Source organism: Rhizobium sp. P43 (assembly GCF_056730705.1).
The window spans coordinates 36120-52095 of record NZ_JBWZOO010000002.1 but is presented as its reverse complement, the minus strand read 5'-3'; the positions used below and the strand labels follow the sequence as shown (position 1 = coordinate 52095).

The following is a 15976-nucleotide window of genomic DNA, read 5'->3' as shown; positions in this document are numbered from 1 at the left end:
AGCTTCACGGATTCTTAACTGTCTGCCCCTAATTCCGCACGCCCTCGGCCTGAGGCCCCGAGAAACTGCGGAATGACACATGCCAAACGAAGACCTTTCCAAACTCCATTTTCAGAAGAAGATTTCGACCTACTGCGATGTCCGTATTGCGCCCGTCGCGCCGGATTGGGTCGTAGAGAACATACGGCCGTACCTTCTGGGTTTGATCACCTTTAAAAAGACGCCTGCGCTTGCGAGCAACCGCTACGACTGGCGGCAGATCGCGCACGATTGCGGGATCGATGAGGCGTTGACGACAACGTTGAAGAAACAACTGCGACCAGCGCTGGATGCGATCATGCGTTGGCTGAAGAAGCCGCCTGTGGAAGACGATGCTCCGAAAGGCAGAAGACTGCAAACAGCGCTGAATTCCGGTGCCACGGAAAAGTTTGCCGCCCTTCCGACAAACCAGCATCACGAAGTCGAAGAGGTCGAGAGTTCGCCCTCACCTGGCCGCCCCGGCCCTAAGCCGAGACCAGTTTCTGACAGACCAGAACCATTGTTCGAGGCAAACAACGACCCGAGTTCATTCGCCGATGCACTCGCCTATCAAATGCGCCGCTTTGGCGAGAGTTACTGGCAACTCCACCGGGCGGTCGTTCGCATAGACGAAACCTTTGATGCGAAGACCTTGCTGTCGTGGATTGAGGGCCAGCGTGTGCCTCGTTCGGTGGCAAGCTTCGATATCCTTTGCCGGATCGAGCGCAGATATGGCTTGGAGCGAGGCTACTTCAAAGCGAAACTGCCACACCAATCCAGATCGCTATATGGCCACGATCTGGAAGACATCAGTCCGGCGGAACGGCGCCGGCTTGCCTGGCATCTTCCTGACGACTTCGGCAGCCTGCCATTTTCAAAGCGCGAAGAGATCCTGGAATGGGTCCGGCGCGTCATCATCTCGGGGTCGACAGATTACAGACGTTTCCAGGCCGCCGCGACGAAGCAGCGCTACGCAATCCGGTTCCCTGGGATCACATACGGCGGGAGTGCACTCACTCCTCGACTAGCGGCTTCTAGCTGGCTGCGAGATGAGGACGAAAAAGGGCCTACGACCGAGGCGCTGGAGGATCCAGATCTGCTCTCCGGTGTCGTTGATGCACACCCTCGGCTTGCGATGGAAATGGCAGACCTCATCCGCTTCAAGACGTCGACACTGACCGAGATAGGCTACCGCAGGAATGGCGTCTGGAATGAGGAGACAGCCAGCCAGAAGATCGAACATCTTGGTCTGATGTTTGGAGCACTTGCGGCATCCCCGAACGGAGTTGTCAAAGGTCGAGGCGTGCAGCTCAGCCAACTCACCTTCGGTCTCCTGATCTTCCCGGGCGTGTGGGACTGGTATTTGCAATGGCGGGAGCGCCGTCGCGGCTTCTTCACCAAATGGGAGGAAGACATGCTAATGGTGGCTATGGCCCTCACTCGCGCTGAAGTCGGCTGGATCCGCCAACATCCCGAACTGTTGCGCAACGTAAAGCCGATCGAAGGACTGATCACGACAGACGAGATTGCGGCTGCTCGTCGAGATTGGCACGGTGCGTGCGAGGACTTCCATCGCCATGCAGCCAATCGATCAAAAGAAATCCAGCGGGTGATGCGGGTCCACCGCGATCCATTCGAGCCAATTATGTGCGTACTGGAGGCAGATAGCCCGCTCGCTGAATATCGCAAGATCACCGAGGAGATCTTGAAGCGGATGCCCGATGAGCATCGTTACCCGCGGGCAGCCGCAGAGGCAGTCCGTTCGTTCCTGATGCTAAGGCTTGGCTTGCATCTCGGCCTCAGGCAGAAAAACCTTCGGCAATTGCTGGTCTGCCCGCGCGGGCAATTCCCGACCGCAGAACGCCGGCTCGAAGACATGAAGCGCGGCGAACTGCGTTGGAACGAACGGGAGCGTGGGTGGGAGGTCTTCATCCCGTCCAACGCGTTCAAGAACTCGGGCTCATCTTTTTTCGGGCAGAAGCCGTTTCGTCTGGTGCTGCCGGATCTTCTTGATCTCTACACTTATCTCAATGCCTATATCGAGCGGCATCGGAAGGTGCTTCTGGGTCGCGCGCATGATCCGGGAACGCTTTTCGTCAAAACCGTCAAAACGACCAGTATCGATGCGGCGTATAATCAGACAACATTCTACGAGGCTTGGCGGTTGGCGATTCAGCGCTACGGCATATACAATCCGTATACCGGCCGCGGCGCAATTAAGGGTCTGCTACCGCATGGCCCCCACAATGTCCGAGACGTGCTCGCCACACACATCCTAAAGCAGACCGGATCCTATGAGCAGGCAAGTTATGCCATCCAGGACACGCCTGACGTCGTGCAGCAGCACTACGGGCGCTTTCTGCCGCAGGACAAAGCAGCATTGGCGGCGCGGATCCTCAATCAGGTATGGGAGGCGGCGTAGTGTGGCGGATGCGTCGCTCAGCCCCTCGAGGCATTTGCACAAAATGTCCACGTCCGTCTAGGGCACTGCCTGTCGTCTCTGCCTTGAAAGGACTCGAACCGCCGACCCGTTATTCGGCCGATAAGTTCGCGCTGAATTTCCGTATGGGGCAACAACTGCACTCGGGAATGGCTGATACGGCGCCGGAAGCCGGCTGTCCGTTCGTGCCGATCTATGTTGGAAGCTGACATACGATTTTGAACATCAACGGACGGCAGGAATTCCCGTATGAATGTGACGGGTTGGAAGCCGGCGACGTTTTACCGGCTCCCTAACTGAACGGTGTTGTGGTGCAGTTTACATCTGGTGGCCAAGCACCATTCCTGACGATGCCAATGCCATCCAGACAGCCATCGCGATCATCATCAAGTTCTCGGTGAGTGAGATGAACCCCAGCGGTACGCTGCTCGATCCACCGACGCAGGCGCATTTCAGCTCGCGCTTGTCGATATAGACCGCCCTGAATACTGAGAACGCACCGACGCCACCGATAAACAGCGCGACTGGGATCGACAGCCAGTTCGCGATACCGGCGACCATCAAAACGCCTGCAAGTCCTTCGGCGTAGGGGTAGATGTAGCTATAGGGCACCCACCGCTTCGCGAGGAGGTCATAGTTGAGGAACATCGTCGCGAAGGTTTCGACATTTTGAAGCTTGAGCATGGCCAGAACGACCATGGAGAAAGCGATGAACCATTCCAGTGCCCTGACGGTGAATGGCGTGCCGAGGACGCCGTAGCTGACACCCATTGCCATCAGTGCAGTCATCGCAAACAGCACGATGACAGGGCGATAGGTGGTTGCCTTCGGATCGGCCACAGGCTTTCCAAAGTAGCGGCGCAGATCGTCATAGCCGCCGACACGGGCACCGTCGATGAACACCTGCGGTGTCGTCTTCACACCGTGCTCTTCCTTGAACGCATCCGTTTCCGCGCGCGTTTTCAGGTGATGGTCCTCCACCTCATATCCAGACCGCTTCAGCAGGTCCTTGGCTTTGAGGCCATAAGGGCAGGTATGCTCCGCAGTGACCATCCGGTAGAGGACGGCTTTTTTCACTGCAGTCGAGGGGTTCACTCTATCCAACATTTCACGTCTCCTTTGACTTGTGAAACAGTTGGCAAGACCATACGTTCCGTACCACGGTACGGAGTCAAGCCCCATGGATATGACAATCGGAAAATTTGCATCAGCCGGCGGTGTCGGCGTGGAGACCGTCAGGTTCTACCAACGCAAGGGTCTGTTGAAGACCCCTAAACGCCTTGAGGGAGGCAGGCGCTATGGAACTGAGGATCAGAGGCGGCTGAAGTTTATCCGCCAGGCTCAGACGGCTGGATTTACGCTGGAGGAGATACGGGAGCTGCTCGAACTCGATGCGGGAGACGACAGGGAGCGGGCACGCGAGGCCGCAAAGGCGCGACTGATCGCGCTGGAGACGCGGATCGCCGAACTCAATCGGACCCGCGATGCGCTAAAACGCCTGGTTTCGGAATGCTCTTCCGGCAAAAGCGGCCCCTGCCCTATCCTCCATTCGTTTGGACTGTAGCCTGCAAAAGCAGCAGTTCCGGTCAGTCCGGCTTGAATGACTGATAGACATACATCTCACCGCCATCGCGCGGGATTGCGATGACGTCGTAGGGTTCCGGTGACCCGCCCATACCGAGCGAACCCATAGGCATTCCAGCGACTGCAAGCCCCGCCAGGGGCAGCCGTTCATCGAGCAGCCTTCTCACGGCATCGATCGGCACGTGGCCCTCAAGGAAGTAGCCTTCTACTTCCGCTGTGTGGCAGGCCCGAACGGACGGCGGCACCTTGAGGCGTTCCTTGACCTGATCCATGTCCGATTCTTCAACAGTGCGAACTGAGAAGCCCACCTTGGTGAAGGCATCGCCCCATGACGAGCAACAGCCACAAGTGGGATCCTTGTGCAGGGTGACCGATGGCACTGCGGCAAAGCCCGTGGCGGGTGTCAGAGCCATCGTGGCGGCCACAGCCAGAAATTCTCTGCGTCTCATACTCTCTCCTGCGAACTTCGGTAAGCCGCTCAAAACTGGAAGGAGATGCCCGGCAGGCTCCCGACAGTTGATGACCTGATCTTGGCACGGCGATGGCGTGGCATCTTTGCCCCAGGTCAACGATCCTGGCACTCGCATTTTGCGCGTCCAAGCTTAGAACTTACCCTGCGCGGTGGTCCCGTCCGGGGTGATCACCTGGATCGCACCCTTGACACCCGGATTGACCGGAACGGGCGAAGTCCCGGTGAGGCGATTGCCATCAGCAGCAGACAGCGCAAACCGACGAACAGCGCCGTCAATCAAAAGGATGGCATTGCCTGTGTGTCCGGCCGCAGAGACGGGCTGGTCGGCTGCGTCAAACAAATAGATCGTCACTTCAGTCGTTCCTGTCGTCACGAGTTCGACATGGTGGTTTGCGCCTGCGTCAACCTTCAGCCCGCCGTTCGGTCCAGGACGGGGCGCGTGTGCATAAGCGGGCAAAGCTGTCATGACGAAGACGAGGGAAAGGGTGAGCAGACTGCGGCGCATGGAGTTCTCCTGGTAGGACTTAAAAGGCTTCGATGGTTTGATTGGGCGTTCCGGCTGACTGATTCGTACCACTCACCTGAGCACGAACCTGCTCCACGAGACGCTCCAGAGGCTTCCGACCGTAGCGCAGAAACAGGGTAGGAGTGAGAAGCGTATCGAGTACGGTCGAGGTCACGAGACCACCGAAGATCGTGATCGCGACCGGGTTGAGGATTTCCTTGCCCGGTGCGGTCGCATCGATCATCAGCGGAATAAGCGCAACACCAGCCGACAGAGCCGTCATCAGGACTGGGGTCAGACGTTCCAGTGAGCCCCGCACGACAAGTTCCTTGCCGAACGGCAGATCTTCCTGGATCGCCAGGTTAATGTAGTGGCTGATCTTCAGAATGCCGTTGCGCGTCGAAATGCCCGTCAGCGTGATAAAGCCGATCATCGAGGCGACGGAGAGCGGCTGGCCGGCAATCCAGAGCGCAGTCACCGAGCCGATCAGTGCGAGCGGCACGCTCGCCATGATGATCGAGACGAAGAGCACCGAGCGATAGCGGGAATAAAGGATCGCAAACACCATCGCCAGCGAGATGATAGAGAGAAGACCGATAGTCCTCATCGATTCTTCCTGCGCCTGAAAGGTGCCTTCCAGGCTGACGAAGAATCCGGGCGGAAGAGAAGAGCTCGCGATCACTTCGCGGATCTGGGCAATGACCGTTGCCATGTCGGCTTCGCCATCCGTATTGGCGAGAACGACCACGCGACGCTTTCCGTTTTCACGAAGGATCTGGTTGGGACCATCCGTCTCGCGGACTTCGGCTATCTGGCTGACGGGGATCCAGCCCGCCGGCGTCTCGATGAGCAGATCCGAGAGCCCCTTGGTGCTGCGGATATCATCCTCGAGCCGCAACACGACGTCGAACCGCTTGTTGCCGTCGACGATGCGGGACACGATCGTCCCGTTCGACAGTCGCTCAAGCTGCTCAGTGACGGCCGCCGGCTGGATGCCGTAAAGGGCAGCCCGGCGGTAATCGACGATCACTTCGAGATGCGGGATCCGGACCTGCTTTTCGACCTGCAAGTCAACGATCCCAGGGATCTCAGCTAGCTTGCCGCGAAACTCCTCGGCAAAGCCCCGAATGCTGTCGAGATCCTCGCCGAAGATCTTCAGCGCGATCTGGGCGCGCACGCCTGACAACATATGATCGAGGCGATGCGAGATCGGCTGGCCGACATTGGTGGCAACGGGCAGAACCGAGAGCCGCGAGCGGATATCGGCAATGATCTCGTCCTTGGACCGACCGTCTGCAGCGAGCGCCACTTCGATTTCGGACGAGTGGACGCCCTCTGCATGTTCGTCGAGCTCGGCGCGTCCCGTGCGACGACCGACCTGCTCGACCTCCGGCACTTCCATGATCAACCGCTCAGCAATCAGACCGACCCGATGGCTCTCGGCAAGCGAGATGCCGGGGTTGAAGAGCATGCTGATCGTCAGCGTGCCTTCATTGAAGGGCGGCAGGAACGATCGCGGCAATTGGGTGGCAAACAAAACCGCTGCCACGACGCCTGCGACCACGGTCGACATCAAGATTTTAGGATGGCCGAAGGACCAGTCGAGCAGCCGACGGTTCGCCCGTTTCAGGACACGCACGACCACGCCCTCATGCTCGTCGAGGCGTTTCAGGCCCGGCAGCATGTAATAGGCCATGACGGGCGTCAGCGTGATCGAGACCACAAGCGAAGCGAGGATTGAGATGATGTACGCTTGACCCAGCGGCGCGAAGAGCCGTCCCTCAATACCTGAGAGGGCAAACAGCGGCACGAAGACCAGAACAATGATCATCGTTGCATAAACGATGCCGGAGCGAACTTCCTGACTGGCCGATACGACGACATCGAAGACCGAGCGCGGATTGCCCTTTTCCCGGTTTTCCCGCAGCCGCCGGAAGATGTTCTCGACGTCGACGACCGCATCGTCGACCAGTTCACCGATGGCGATCGCCAGGCCACCAAGCGTCATGGTGTTGATCGACAACCCGAGCAGGTGAAAGACGATCGCGGTGACCAGAATGGACACGGGGATGGCCGTCAGCGAGATCAGGGTGGTCCGGGTATTCAGGAGGAATACGAAGAGGATGATGGCAACGACGACGATGGCCTCAGCTAACACCTTCTGCACGTTGCCGATCGAGGTTTCGATGAAATTGGCCTGGCGGAAAAGGACCTGATCGGCTTTCACGCCCGCGGGCAATGTGGCGCTGATTTCGTTAAGGGCTGCCTCGACCTCGCGGGTCAATTTGACAGTGTCGATATCAGGTTGCTTTTCCACCGAAACGATGACGGCAGACTGTCCCTGGTAACCGGCATCCCCGCGCTTCAGGCGCGGTGCAAATCCAACTTCCGCGACCTGCCGCAGGAGAACCGGTTGCCCATCGACACTGGCAACCACCACGCTCGCCAGATCCTCGATGTTCTGAGTGCGGCCGACATTGCGGATCAGGAACTCACGGCTGTACTGGTCGGTGAAGCCCCCTCCAGTGTTGGAGCCGAACTGCGCCAACGCCTGCTCGATCTGTTCGAAGGACACGCCGAGTGCCCGCATGGCGGCAGAGTTCGGAGAAACGCGATACTGGCGAACCTCGCCGCCGATCGGAATGACCTGGGCGACACCCGGAATGCTCAGGATTCGTGGTCGGACGGTGAAATCAGCGAGTTCGCGCAACTCCATGGCCGAGACGCTGTCCGGCCCGGTCACGGCAATGAGCATGACTTGGCCCATGATCGAATTGATCGGCCCCATCTGCGGAACGACATTTGCCGGTAGTTGCGGCTGCACAAGCGACAGGCGCTCGGCGATCTGCTGGCGGTTGCGATAGATATCCGTGTCCCAGTCGAATTCGACATAGATAATCGAGAGACCGACGCCCGAAGTCGAGCGGACACGGCTCACACCGGGAAGGCCGTTCATCTGGGATTCGAGCGGATAGGTGACGAGCTGTTCGACCTCCTCCGGTGCGAGCCCCTCGGCCTCCGTCATGATCGTGACGGTCGGCCGATTGAGATCCGGGAAGACATCGACGGGCAGACGGGTGACCGTGAACGCCCCGTAGATCATCAGGACAGCCGCGATCGCCAGGACGAACAGGCGGTTCCGCAGGGACTGGGTAACGAGAAAGTTGAACATCGGAGCCTCAGCGGATCTGGTTCAGGAGTTCGGCACCCTGTGTGACGATGCGCTTTCCGGCCTCAATCCCGGAGACGATGAGAAGACGGTCACCATCCAGCGGCTCGGTACGGACTTCCCTCGGGACGAAACGTTCCGCATTGGTGTGTTCATAGACAAGTGATTGCCCGTTGGAAGCACGCAGAACACTGGTGCGTGGCACGGCAATGCCCGTGCGCTCGTCAGTGGTCGATGACAGAACGGTCAGCAACTGCCCGGCACGGATACCTTCTGCCTGGCCCTCGACGCTGAAATGGATCGGGATCGCCTGATTGCGATCGGCAAGCCCGCTGCCCCGATAGGAGAGAGAGGCGGTTCTGCCATCCATGAACTTGCCGCGCGCGGCTCCGGTCACGGAATGCGCGTCGAAGCTCAGTGCTTCTACCCAGTAACGGCTGGGGTCGATGATTTGGAAGATCACGGTATTGGGCTCGGCAATCTGACCGGCAACGGCCTGGGCCGCAGCGATGACGCCCGATACGGGGGCGGTCAGCTCTTCAGCCGCCGTTGGCGCCTGTTCAAGGTTGGCACGCCGGGCCTTCAGGCCCTGGAGTTCCAGTGTCGCATCCTCGATCTCGGCACGGGCTACCACTGACTGCAGCCGCTCGAAACGCTGCAGCTTGCGTTCGACCAGCATGATTTCCTGATCGAGCTCACGGGCCTGCTGCTGCTGGCTTGTCAGATCAGCGGCACCGACAGAGGGCTGCACGAGGGCCAAGACATCCCCGGCGGACACCCGCGCACCAAGCTGCGGGAAGCCGCCGGGTGGCGGCAGAAGCCTTCCCGACACGGAGGCCTGGACATAGCCTGATGTCGTGGGGTCCGGGATGATGCGGGCCGGAAGTTCAACAGTCCCGGCGTGGGCTGCCTGCTCGGTGAAGATGGTCCTGATGGCGAGGATACGCTGGGTTGTCTTCGGCACAAAGATCGACCCATCGGCAAACCGCTGGGCGACATCCCGCTCGGCGGCCTGCGCTGTGGGTGCAGCCGGCCCCGCGGCCTCCGACTGCGGTGCCCCGGCAAGCAAGAGGACTGCGGCTAATGCAGCGGTCGAGCTTCCAGTCTTGCGGCTGCGGAAAAGCAATGCAAGCAGCAAGCCGACCACGATGCCACCACCGCCAACCACCCAGAGTGTCATGTCCTGTCGCTGCAGTCGGGCGCCAACCTCCTGCGCAAAAGCCGAACTGATGAGGAAACCATCCGCGGCAGCCACCGGAACAGGGCTGGCCGTCATCTCGGGGATTACCATTGTAACTGTCAGGACGTCGAAGAGGTCACCGGCCACCACGGTGATGGCAAGATCATATGAACCGGGCTTTGTCAGCCATGGTGCCGTCGCCACGTAAGTTCCCTCGCCCGAAGCTTCGGCCGTCAGCGTTCCCGCAGGGCTGTCGATTTCGAGTACCGCACCGTCGACCGGTTCATTGCCCTTGAAGCTGTCGAGAAAGATTTCCAGCCGCTCTCCTCGGGCCACAGCCACCAACTCCAGATCCGCCGTCGATGCGTCGGCTCGCGGAGCAATTGTGGTGGATACCGGCGGAGGCGGCGCACCGTGATCATGACCCTCATGGGCCGCAGCGTAGGATGCAGCAAGTCCTGTTATAGAAAGGCAGATTCCAGCGAGAACAGAGGCGAATCGGTCGACCATCTTAGCCCTGAGCAAAAGTTGATTTGCTTCGGTGTAGCTGCGCCTCTTTGTCCGTCGATGTCCCGATTGTTACAGATTGTTTCAGGGCGGTTTTGCCGAGTCCTTCGGGAGGACGACACTGACAACCAGCCCTCCCGTTTCACCGTTCTCCAGGCGAAGCGCACCGGAATGGCCGTCTATAATGGCCTGAGCGATCGGCAGTCCCAGACCGAAACCACCCGTCTCCAGGTTTCGCGATGGCTCAAGCCGAACGAATGGCGAGAGGGCTCGCTCGATGTCCTCGGCCTCGATACCGGGGCCGTCATCAATGATTGTGACGACGACGTCGGACTGCCGATTGTCGACCTCTATCCGAGCCCTCTCGCCATATTTGAGTGCGTTGTCGATGAGATTGGACAAGGCGCGCTTAAGCGCCAGCCTCCGGCCCGTCACGATCGCATGGGCGGCCCCGGACAGTTCGATGGATGCGCCACGATCGGCCGCATCGTCGACCAGCGTTCCGAGGATCGCGACGATGTCGAGCGGCTTCAGTTCTTCGTCGCTGCGATCGCCACGCAGGAAGGATAGCGTCTGATCGAGCATCCGCTCCATCTCCGTCAAATCCTCGGCCATTGCATCGCGCGCGACACCATCTGCCAGATCCTCGGCTCTGAACCGCAGTCGTGTGATCGGAGTCTTCAGATCATGCGAAACGGCTGCGAGCGCTTGGGTGCGGTCTTCGATCAATCGCTCTATACGCCGTTGCATATCATTGAAGGCGACAGCGAGTTCGACCACCTCCCGCGGACCCGTTTCCGGAACGGGAACGACAGTCTTGCCCCGATAAAAATCCTTGGCCGCAGTAGCCACCGCTGTCAGTGGGCGCGTGAACCAGCGCACCAGAAGCATGGAGACGATGATTGCCCCGAGAGCCATCAAGGTCGTTGAAACCAGCATTCCTCCCGGAGGCGGGACTTTGCGGTCCCAGGAGACGAGATTGACGTTGATCCACGACGCATCGGGGAGCTTGATCGACACGACTGCCAGATGCGGATCATCACCTGCCTGGTTATCCGGCCCGATAATGAGACCGTCCTCGGCAATCTCTGGAGCAAGTGCTCGAAGGTTGCGACGAAGTGGCTCCCAGTTCTGACCAGCGGTATCGCCCTCAACCGCATAGGGAGTGGAGCCCCAATGGGCGTCTATCGAACCACCGGAAAAGTCGTGCGCGACATTCTCCCGTTCTTCGACCGGCGCACGCATGACAGATCGTTTTATCGTCAGAAGCTGGTCTGCAAGCCGGACTTCGTTTGCAAGGTCCAGTTCCTGTTCCAGGCTCTGGTGGTAGGTGAACAGGCTACCGAAATGCACGAGAGAGATGCCGAACAGGACGACGAGTGCTGTCCGCAGTCTCAGACTGTCGATTGACCGCCACCAGCGCTGTAACCGTGTTTCGGAACGACCATCACGCACGGACGACATCCGTCGCAAAGAGATAACCCGCGCCGCGCACCGTTTTGATGAGATCCTCACCCCCGTCGAGCTTGCGACGCAGACGGCTGACCTGGACATCGATCGACCGATCATAGCCTTCTATTGCGCGATTGCGGGCCGCGTCCAAGAGGAACTCACGGCTGAGAACGCGTTGCGGCGCTTCGAGGAACGCGAGCAGCAGGTCATATTCCCCTGTAGACAGATCCACGACGACGCCACTCGGAGCGGTCAGTTCGCGCCTCATCGTGTCGAGCGACCATCCAGCAAAGGTGAAGCTTCTGCCAGCACGCTCCGTCGTCGGGTTGCCAGCCGTGCGGGTCCGCCTTAGCACCGCGCCGATGCGTGCCAGCAATTCGCGAGGATTGAAGGGTTTCGGGAGATAGTCGTCAGCCCCAACCTCAAGACCGATGATGCGATCGGTCTCGTCGCCTTTGGCCGTCAGCATGATGATCGGCACAGAGGAAATGCGGCGCAGTTCGCGACAGATGTCCAGCCCGTTCTTCCCCGGGAGCATGAGATCGAGCACGATGAGATCGACAGACGTGCGTTTCAGGGTCTCAGCCATCTCGACCCCGTTGCGCGCCGTGTGAACGCGAAAGCCGTTCGTCCGCAGGAACTTGGCGACCAGAATCAGGATCTGGCCGTCGTCATCCACGATCAGGATTTCGGCTGAGGCATCCAAGTGTGTTCTCTCCGCAGCTTCACCTAGTTTGCAGACTCTGGAGTTAGCAGAGCGACTTACGGCAATATGTGTCGCGAAGGTAACAGATTGTTTCAACAGCAGAAGCCCTAAGATCGAGAATCCAACTGCTCGAGGCACACAGGGCGCACGAAGGACCTTAGAACATGGGCCTCCACGCCTGAGAGGCTATCATCAACAGGTGTGCGCGATCAGCTTCAAAGCTTCATGCTTCTCAGGCGAAGGGAGTTCGCGATAACGCTCACCGACGACAGGGCCATTGCTCCTGCGGCAATGATCGGGGAGAGCAACAGGCCGAAGACGGGGTAGAGAACGCCTGCTGCGACAGGCACGCCTGCGGCATTGTATATGAAGGCAAAGAAGAGGTTCTGACGGATGTTGCTCATCGTCGCGCGGCTCATCTGCCTTGCCCGGACGATGCCCTGAAGGTCTCCCTTCAGAAGGGTCACGCCTGCACTCTCAATGGCAACGTCGGTTCCTGTTCCCATGGCAACACCTACATCTGCTGCGGCCAGTGCGGGAGCATCATTCACACCGTCGCCCGCCATGGCAACGATCCTGCCTTCACTGCGCAGCCGCGAGACGATCTTGCTCTTGTCCGCAGGCAGGACTTCCGCCTCCACCTCCGAGATGCCGAGGCGGCGTGCGACGGCAAGAGCGGTCGTCTTGTTGTCGCCCGTCAGCATGACGACGCGAATACCGTCTTCTATGAGCGCCTTCACCGCATCCGGTGTCGTCGCCTTGATGGGATCGGCAATGGCAAAGAGACCTGCCAAGCGGCCATCAATAGCAATGAAAATGACCGTTGCGCCGTCGTTACGAAGCTCTTCTGCCTTCGCAGTCATCGCGGTAACGTCGACACCTTCTTCCTCCATGATGCGGTGGCTGCCGAGGATCAGCCGCTTGTCTTCGACCACGCCCATCGCGCCTTTGCCCACAGGACTGTCAAAGTCGGTAGCATCTCCCAGAGCGATGCCACGGTTGTTGGCCGCATTGACGATTGCCAGTGCCAGCGGATGTTCGCTTGAACGCTCGACTGTGGCCGCGAGCCGCAGCAATTCGGTTTCTGATATGCCTGCGACCGCGGCGATCGCTGTCACCTCGGGTCGCCCCTGCGTCAAAGTGCCTGTCTTGTCGACGACTAGCGTATCGACCTTCTCAAAGCGCTCCAGGGCCTCGGCGTTCTTGATCAACACGCCAAGACTTGCTCCGCGACCGACGCCGACCATGATCGACATTGGTGTTGCCAGCCCCAGAGCACAGGGGCAGGCAATGATAAGGACGGCAACGGCCGCCACTAGGGCGTGGGCGAAACGAGGCTCCGGCCCATAGATCATCCAGACAGCGAACGCGACGAGTGCCACTCCGATGACTACCGGAACGAACCAGCCCGAGACTTCATCGGCGAGGCGCTGGATGGGCGCGCGCGAGCGTTGGGCATCTGCGACCATGCGGACGATCTGTGAGAGCATGGTGTCGCTCCCGACCTTGCCAGCCTCCATGACGAAACCACCGGTCTGGTTCATGGTGCCGCCGATCAGCTTCGACCCGACAACCTTGGTGACAGGCATCGACTCGCCCGTAATCATGGATTCGTCGACGGAGCTTCGGCCCTCCAGAAGCAAGCCATCAACCGGCACCTTCTCTCCCGGTCGAACGCGCAGACGGTCGCCAACAGCCACGGCGTCGAGACCGACATCCTCATCTATGCCGTCAGCGCGCACGCGCCGTGCGGTCTTCGGTGCCAGATCGAGAAGCGCGCGGATGGCACCGCCCGTCTGTTCGCGCGCCCTCAGCTCCAGAACCTGACCAAGCAGGACCAGGACCGTGATGACGGCAGCAGCCTCGAAATAGACGGCGACCGAACCTCCCTCTGCGCGGAACGTGACCGGAAACAGTCCAGGCGTAACGGTCGCGACGACGCTGTAAATCCAAGCCGCACCCGTTCCCATCGAGATCAGGGTGAACATGTTCAGGCGGCGCGTCACCAAGGATTTCCAGCCGCGTTCGAAGAAGGGGCAGCCCGCCCAGAGGACAACTGGTGTCGCGAGCACCAATTGCAGCCAGTTCGACGTCTGTGGCCCCAGCATCACGTGGAGGTTCGCGAGATGGCCACCCATTTCCAAGGCGATTACCGGGACACTGAGGACTAGGCCAATCCAGAACCGTCTGGTCATGTCCGCCAGTTCTGGACTTGGACCCGTTTCCAAGTTCGCCACTTCCGGCTCAAGCGCCATTCCGCAGATGGGGCAATAGCCGGGCTCCGTTTGGCGAATTTGGGGATGCATCGGGCAGGTGTAGATCGACGCTTCGACCACGCCCGGACCACTAGGCTTGGATGAGGAAACTGCCGGATCGTGTGAATGTCCGTGATGGTAGTGATGCGCGTGATTTGCGTTGTTCATCTCGCCCTCCTTCAGCCCTGCTGGACATAGTCGACGAATGTCATCATGCCTGTCGCCATATGATAGAGATGATGGCAATGCAGCGGCCAGCGGCCTGGATTATCCGCGTCGAACTCGATCGACACCTGCGCCATGGGCGGTAGCATCACAGTGTCCCGCATAGCGCCGGAAATGTTCTTGCCGTTGATTTCCGTGACTTGGAAGTGATGGCCATGCAGATGCATCGGATGGGCCATCATCGACATGTTGTGCATGGAAATCCGAATGCGCTGTCCGCTGCTGACTTCGATCGGGCTGTCGGTGTCGATGGACCAGCGATAGGTCGCCATGTCACCGCCCAGCATCATCGCAAACTGCCGATCAACAGCTCGCCGTGCCAGCGGTGTCAGGCCTTGAAGGCTTTGCTCGAGCGAAAGGTCAAGAACCGGGCCCCTGGCTTCCGCAGTGGCTTCAAGCTTTTGCACTCGTGCGGAGGCGGTGGCGAGGATCACGCCAGTGCGCTCAATGGCCCCTTCCCGCAGAGCCAGTATAGGATATGCCCCGTCGCCAAGTGGCAAGGCCAAACGGATGTCGGCCCGTTGGCCCATCGACAAGGGGAACTGACGGCCGCGGACCGGGACGACGTCCATCCCGTCGACAGCGATCAGTTCGCCCCCAAGTTCGCCCGTATCGATCGTGAAGGCGGTTGCCGTCGCGCCATTGATGATGCGAAGCCTGATGCGGCCGCCCCGTTCCACCTTGACGATCTCGGGGTCATCGAGCGTCCGGTCATTGGCTAGATAGGCGTCATATTCGATGTCGTTCAGGTCCATGCCCATCATCGTGTGAGGCGCGGCTGAAGTTTCAGCCGAGCCCATCTGATGGCCACCATGCATGTTCATCATGGAGGACATATCTCCGTGTCCAGAGGGCATGGCATGACCGCCACCGCTCTGAAGGTCGGATAGCAGTTCCTCGGGCGACTTGAAGGAGAAATCATGCAGGAGCACGATGACCTCTTGCTCGTCGCGGGCAAGATCTTCGGCGGTTCGTATGATAAGGGGTGCCGCGAGCAGGTTCTGCTCCTGCAGAGTGTGGGCATGCATCCAATGGGTGCCGCCTCTCGGCAAAGGAAACTTGTAGGCCCGGCTTTCCTTTGGCGGAAGCAGTGCAGCCGGATTGCCCGGCACCCCGTCCAAATCCCAAGGCGGCGTAAGCCCATGCCAGTGGATGAGCGTCTCCTCGTCGCTTTCGTTGCGAAGAAGGACGTCGAAGTCCGAGGGCGCGTTGAGGACCAGCCCGGCGTTCCCGGCCTTGTCGGTCAGTCCGAAGACGGAGGCAGCCTTGCCGTTGACGTCCAGGGTCCGTTTGCCGATCACAAGCTCGCTCGATTGTGTTCCTGGGTTTGCCCAGGCATAGCCGAGGGGGGACAGGGCCACGGAACCCAAGGCGAGCGCTTTCAGAAAGTCTCTGCGATACATGATGTTTCTCTCGATCCGGCCGTCATGACGACCGCTGCTGTTGAAATGAAAATTGCGCAT

Annotated in this window: 11 protein-coding genes; 2 read left to right on the top strand and 9 right to left on the bottom strand. The window is 59.7% G+C overall.

Annotated features, from left to right (window positions below; translation table 11 throughout):
• Nucleotides 1-79: 79 nt before the first annotated feature.
• Nucleotides 80-2440 (top strand): hypothetical protein, encoded by a 2361-nt coding sequence (locus AC1PUL_RS21850; protein WP_480468741.1) that lies wholly within the window; start codon nucleotides 80-82, stop codon nucleotides 2438-2440.
• 336 nt (nucleotides 2441-2776) lie between these two features.
• Here AC1PUL_RS21850 and AC1PUL_RS21845 read toward each other — a convergent pair whose 3' ends face one another.
• On the bottom strand, nucleotides 2777-3565 hold the full coding sequence (locus AC1PUL_RS21845; protein WP_480468740.1) for a MauE/DoxX family redox-associated membrane protein: 789 nt from the start codon (nucleotides 3563-3565) through the stop codon (nucleotides 2777-2779).
• 73 nt (nucleotides 3566-3638) lie between these two features.
• On the opposite strand from AC1PUL_RS21845, the gene AC1PUL_RS21840 reads away from it, so the two are divergent.
• Entirely contained in the window at nucleotides 3639-4022 is a 384-nt protein-coding gene (locus tag AC1PUL_RS21840; protein WP_480468739.1) for a MerR family transcriptional regulator, read from the top strand.
• A gap of 22 nt (nucleotides 4023-4044) precedes the next feature.
• Here AC1PUL_RS21840 and AC1PUL_RS21835 read toward each other — a convergent pair whose 3' ends face one another.
• The 8 genes from AC1PUL_RS21835 to AC1PUL_RS21800 form a co-directional block, all read right to left on the bottom strand.
• On the bottom strand, nucleotides 4045-4491 hold the full coding sequence (locus AC1PUL_RS21835; protein ID WP_480468738.1) for a DUF411 domain-containing protein: 447 nt from the start codon (nucleotides 4489-4491) through the stop codon (nucleotides 4045-4047).
• Nucleotides 4492-4644: 153 nt separating this feature from the next.
• Nucleotides 4645-5019 carry a hypothetical protein gene (locus tag AC1PUL_RS21830; RefSeq protein ID WP_480468737.1) on the bottom strand — a complete coding sequence of 125 codons (375 nt, stop codon included), beginning with the start codon at nucleotides 5017-5019 and terminating at the stop codon, nucleotides 4645-4647.
• 19 nt (nucleotides 5020-5038) lie between these two features.
• On the bottom strand, nucleotides 5039-8191 hold the full coding sequence (locus tag AC1PUL_RS21825) for an efflux RND transporter permease subunit (protein WP_480468736.1): 3153 nt from the start codon (nucleotides 8189-8191) through the stop codon (nucleotides 5039-5041).
• Nucleotides 8192-8198: 7 nt separating this feature from the next.
• Nucleotides 8199-9710: an efflux RND transporter periplasmic adaptor subunit gene (locus tag AC1PUL_RS21820; RefSeq protein ID WP_480468735.1), complete on the bottom strand. Its 1512-nt coding sequence runs from the start codon at nucleotides 9708-9710 to the stop codon at nucleotides 8199-8201.
• A 249-nt stretch (nucleotides 9711-9959) separates the two neighbouring features.
• Nucleotides 9960-11330 carry an ATP-binding protein gene (locus tag AC1PUL_RS21815; protein ID WP_480468734.1) on the bottom strand — a complete coding sequence of 457 codons (1371 nt, stop codon included), beginning with the start codon at nucleotides 11328-11330 and terminating at the stop codon, nucleotides 9960-9962.
• Nucleotides 11323-12033 (bottom strand): response regulator, encoded by a 711-nt coding sequence (locus AC1PUL_RS21810; protein ID WP_480468733.1) that lies wholly within the window; start codon nucleotides 12031-12033, stop codon nucleotides 11323-11325. Before AC1PUL_RS21810 ends, AC1PUL_RS21815 begins: the two co-directional genes overlap by 8 nt.
• Nucleotides 12034-12248: 215 nt before the next feature.
• Nucleotides 12249-14456, bottom strand: a complete 2208-nt coding sequence (locus AC1PUL_RS21805) for a copper-transporting P-type ATPase (RefSeq protein ID WP_480468732.1) — start codon at nucleotides 14454-14456, stop codon at nucleotides 12249-12251.
• An 11-nt stretch (nucleotides 14457-14467) separates the two neighbouring features.
• Entirely contained in the window at nucleotides 14468-15916 is a 1449-nt protein-coding gene (locus AC1PUL_RS21800; RefSeq protein WP_480468745.1) for a multicopper oxidase family protein, read from the bottom strand.
• Nucleotides 15917-15976: the final 60 nt, after the last annotated feature.

Coding starts and splice junctions, on each gene's coding strand:
- AC1PUL_RS21850 (WP_480468741.1), top strand. CDS start 80: ATGCCAAACGAAGACCTTTCCAAACTCCATTTTCAGAAGAAGATTTCG.
- AC1PUL_RS21845 (WP_480468740.1), bottom strand. CDS start 3,565: ATGTTGGATAGAGTGAACCCCTCGACTGCAGTGAAAAAAGCCGTCCTC.
- AC1PUL_RS21840 (WP_480468739.1), top strand. CDS start 3,639: ATGGATATGACAATCGGAAAATTTGCATCAGCCGGCGGTGTCGGCGTG.
- AC1PUL_RS21835 (WP_480468738.1), bottom strand. CDS start 4,491: ATGAGACGCAGAGAATTTCTGGCTGTGGCCGCCACGATGGCTCTGACA.
- AC1PUL_RS21830 (WP_480468737.1), bottom strand. CDS start 5,019: ATGCGCCGCAGTCTGCTCACCCTTTCCCTCGTCTTCGTCATGACAGCT.
- AC1PUL_RS21825 (WP_480468736.1), bottom strand. CDS start 8,191: ATGTTCAACTTTCTCGTTACCCAGTCCCTGCGGAACCGCCTGTTCGTC.
- AC1PUL_RS21805 (WP_480468732.1), bottom strand. CDS start 14,456: ATGAACAACGCAAATCACGCGCATCACTACCATCACGGACATTCACAC.
- AC1PUL_RS21800 (WP_480468745.1), bottom strand. CDS start 15,916: ATGTATCGCAGAGACTTTCTGAAAGCGCTCGCCTTGGGTTCCGTGGCC.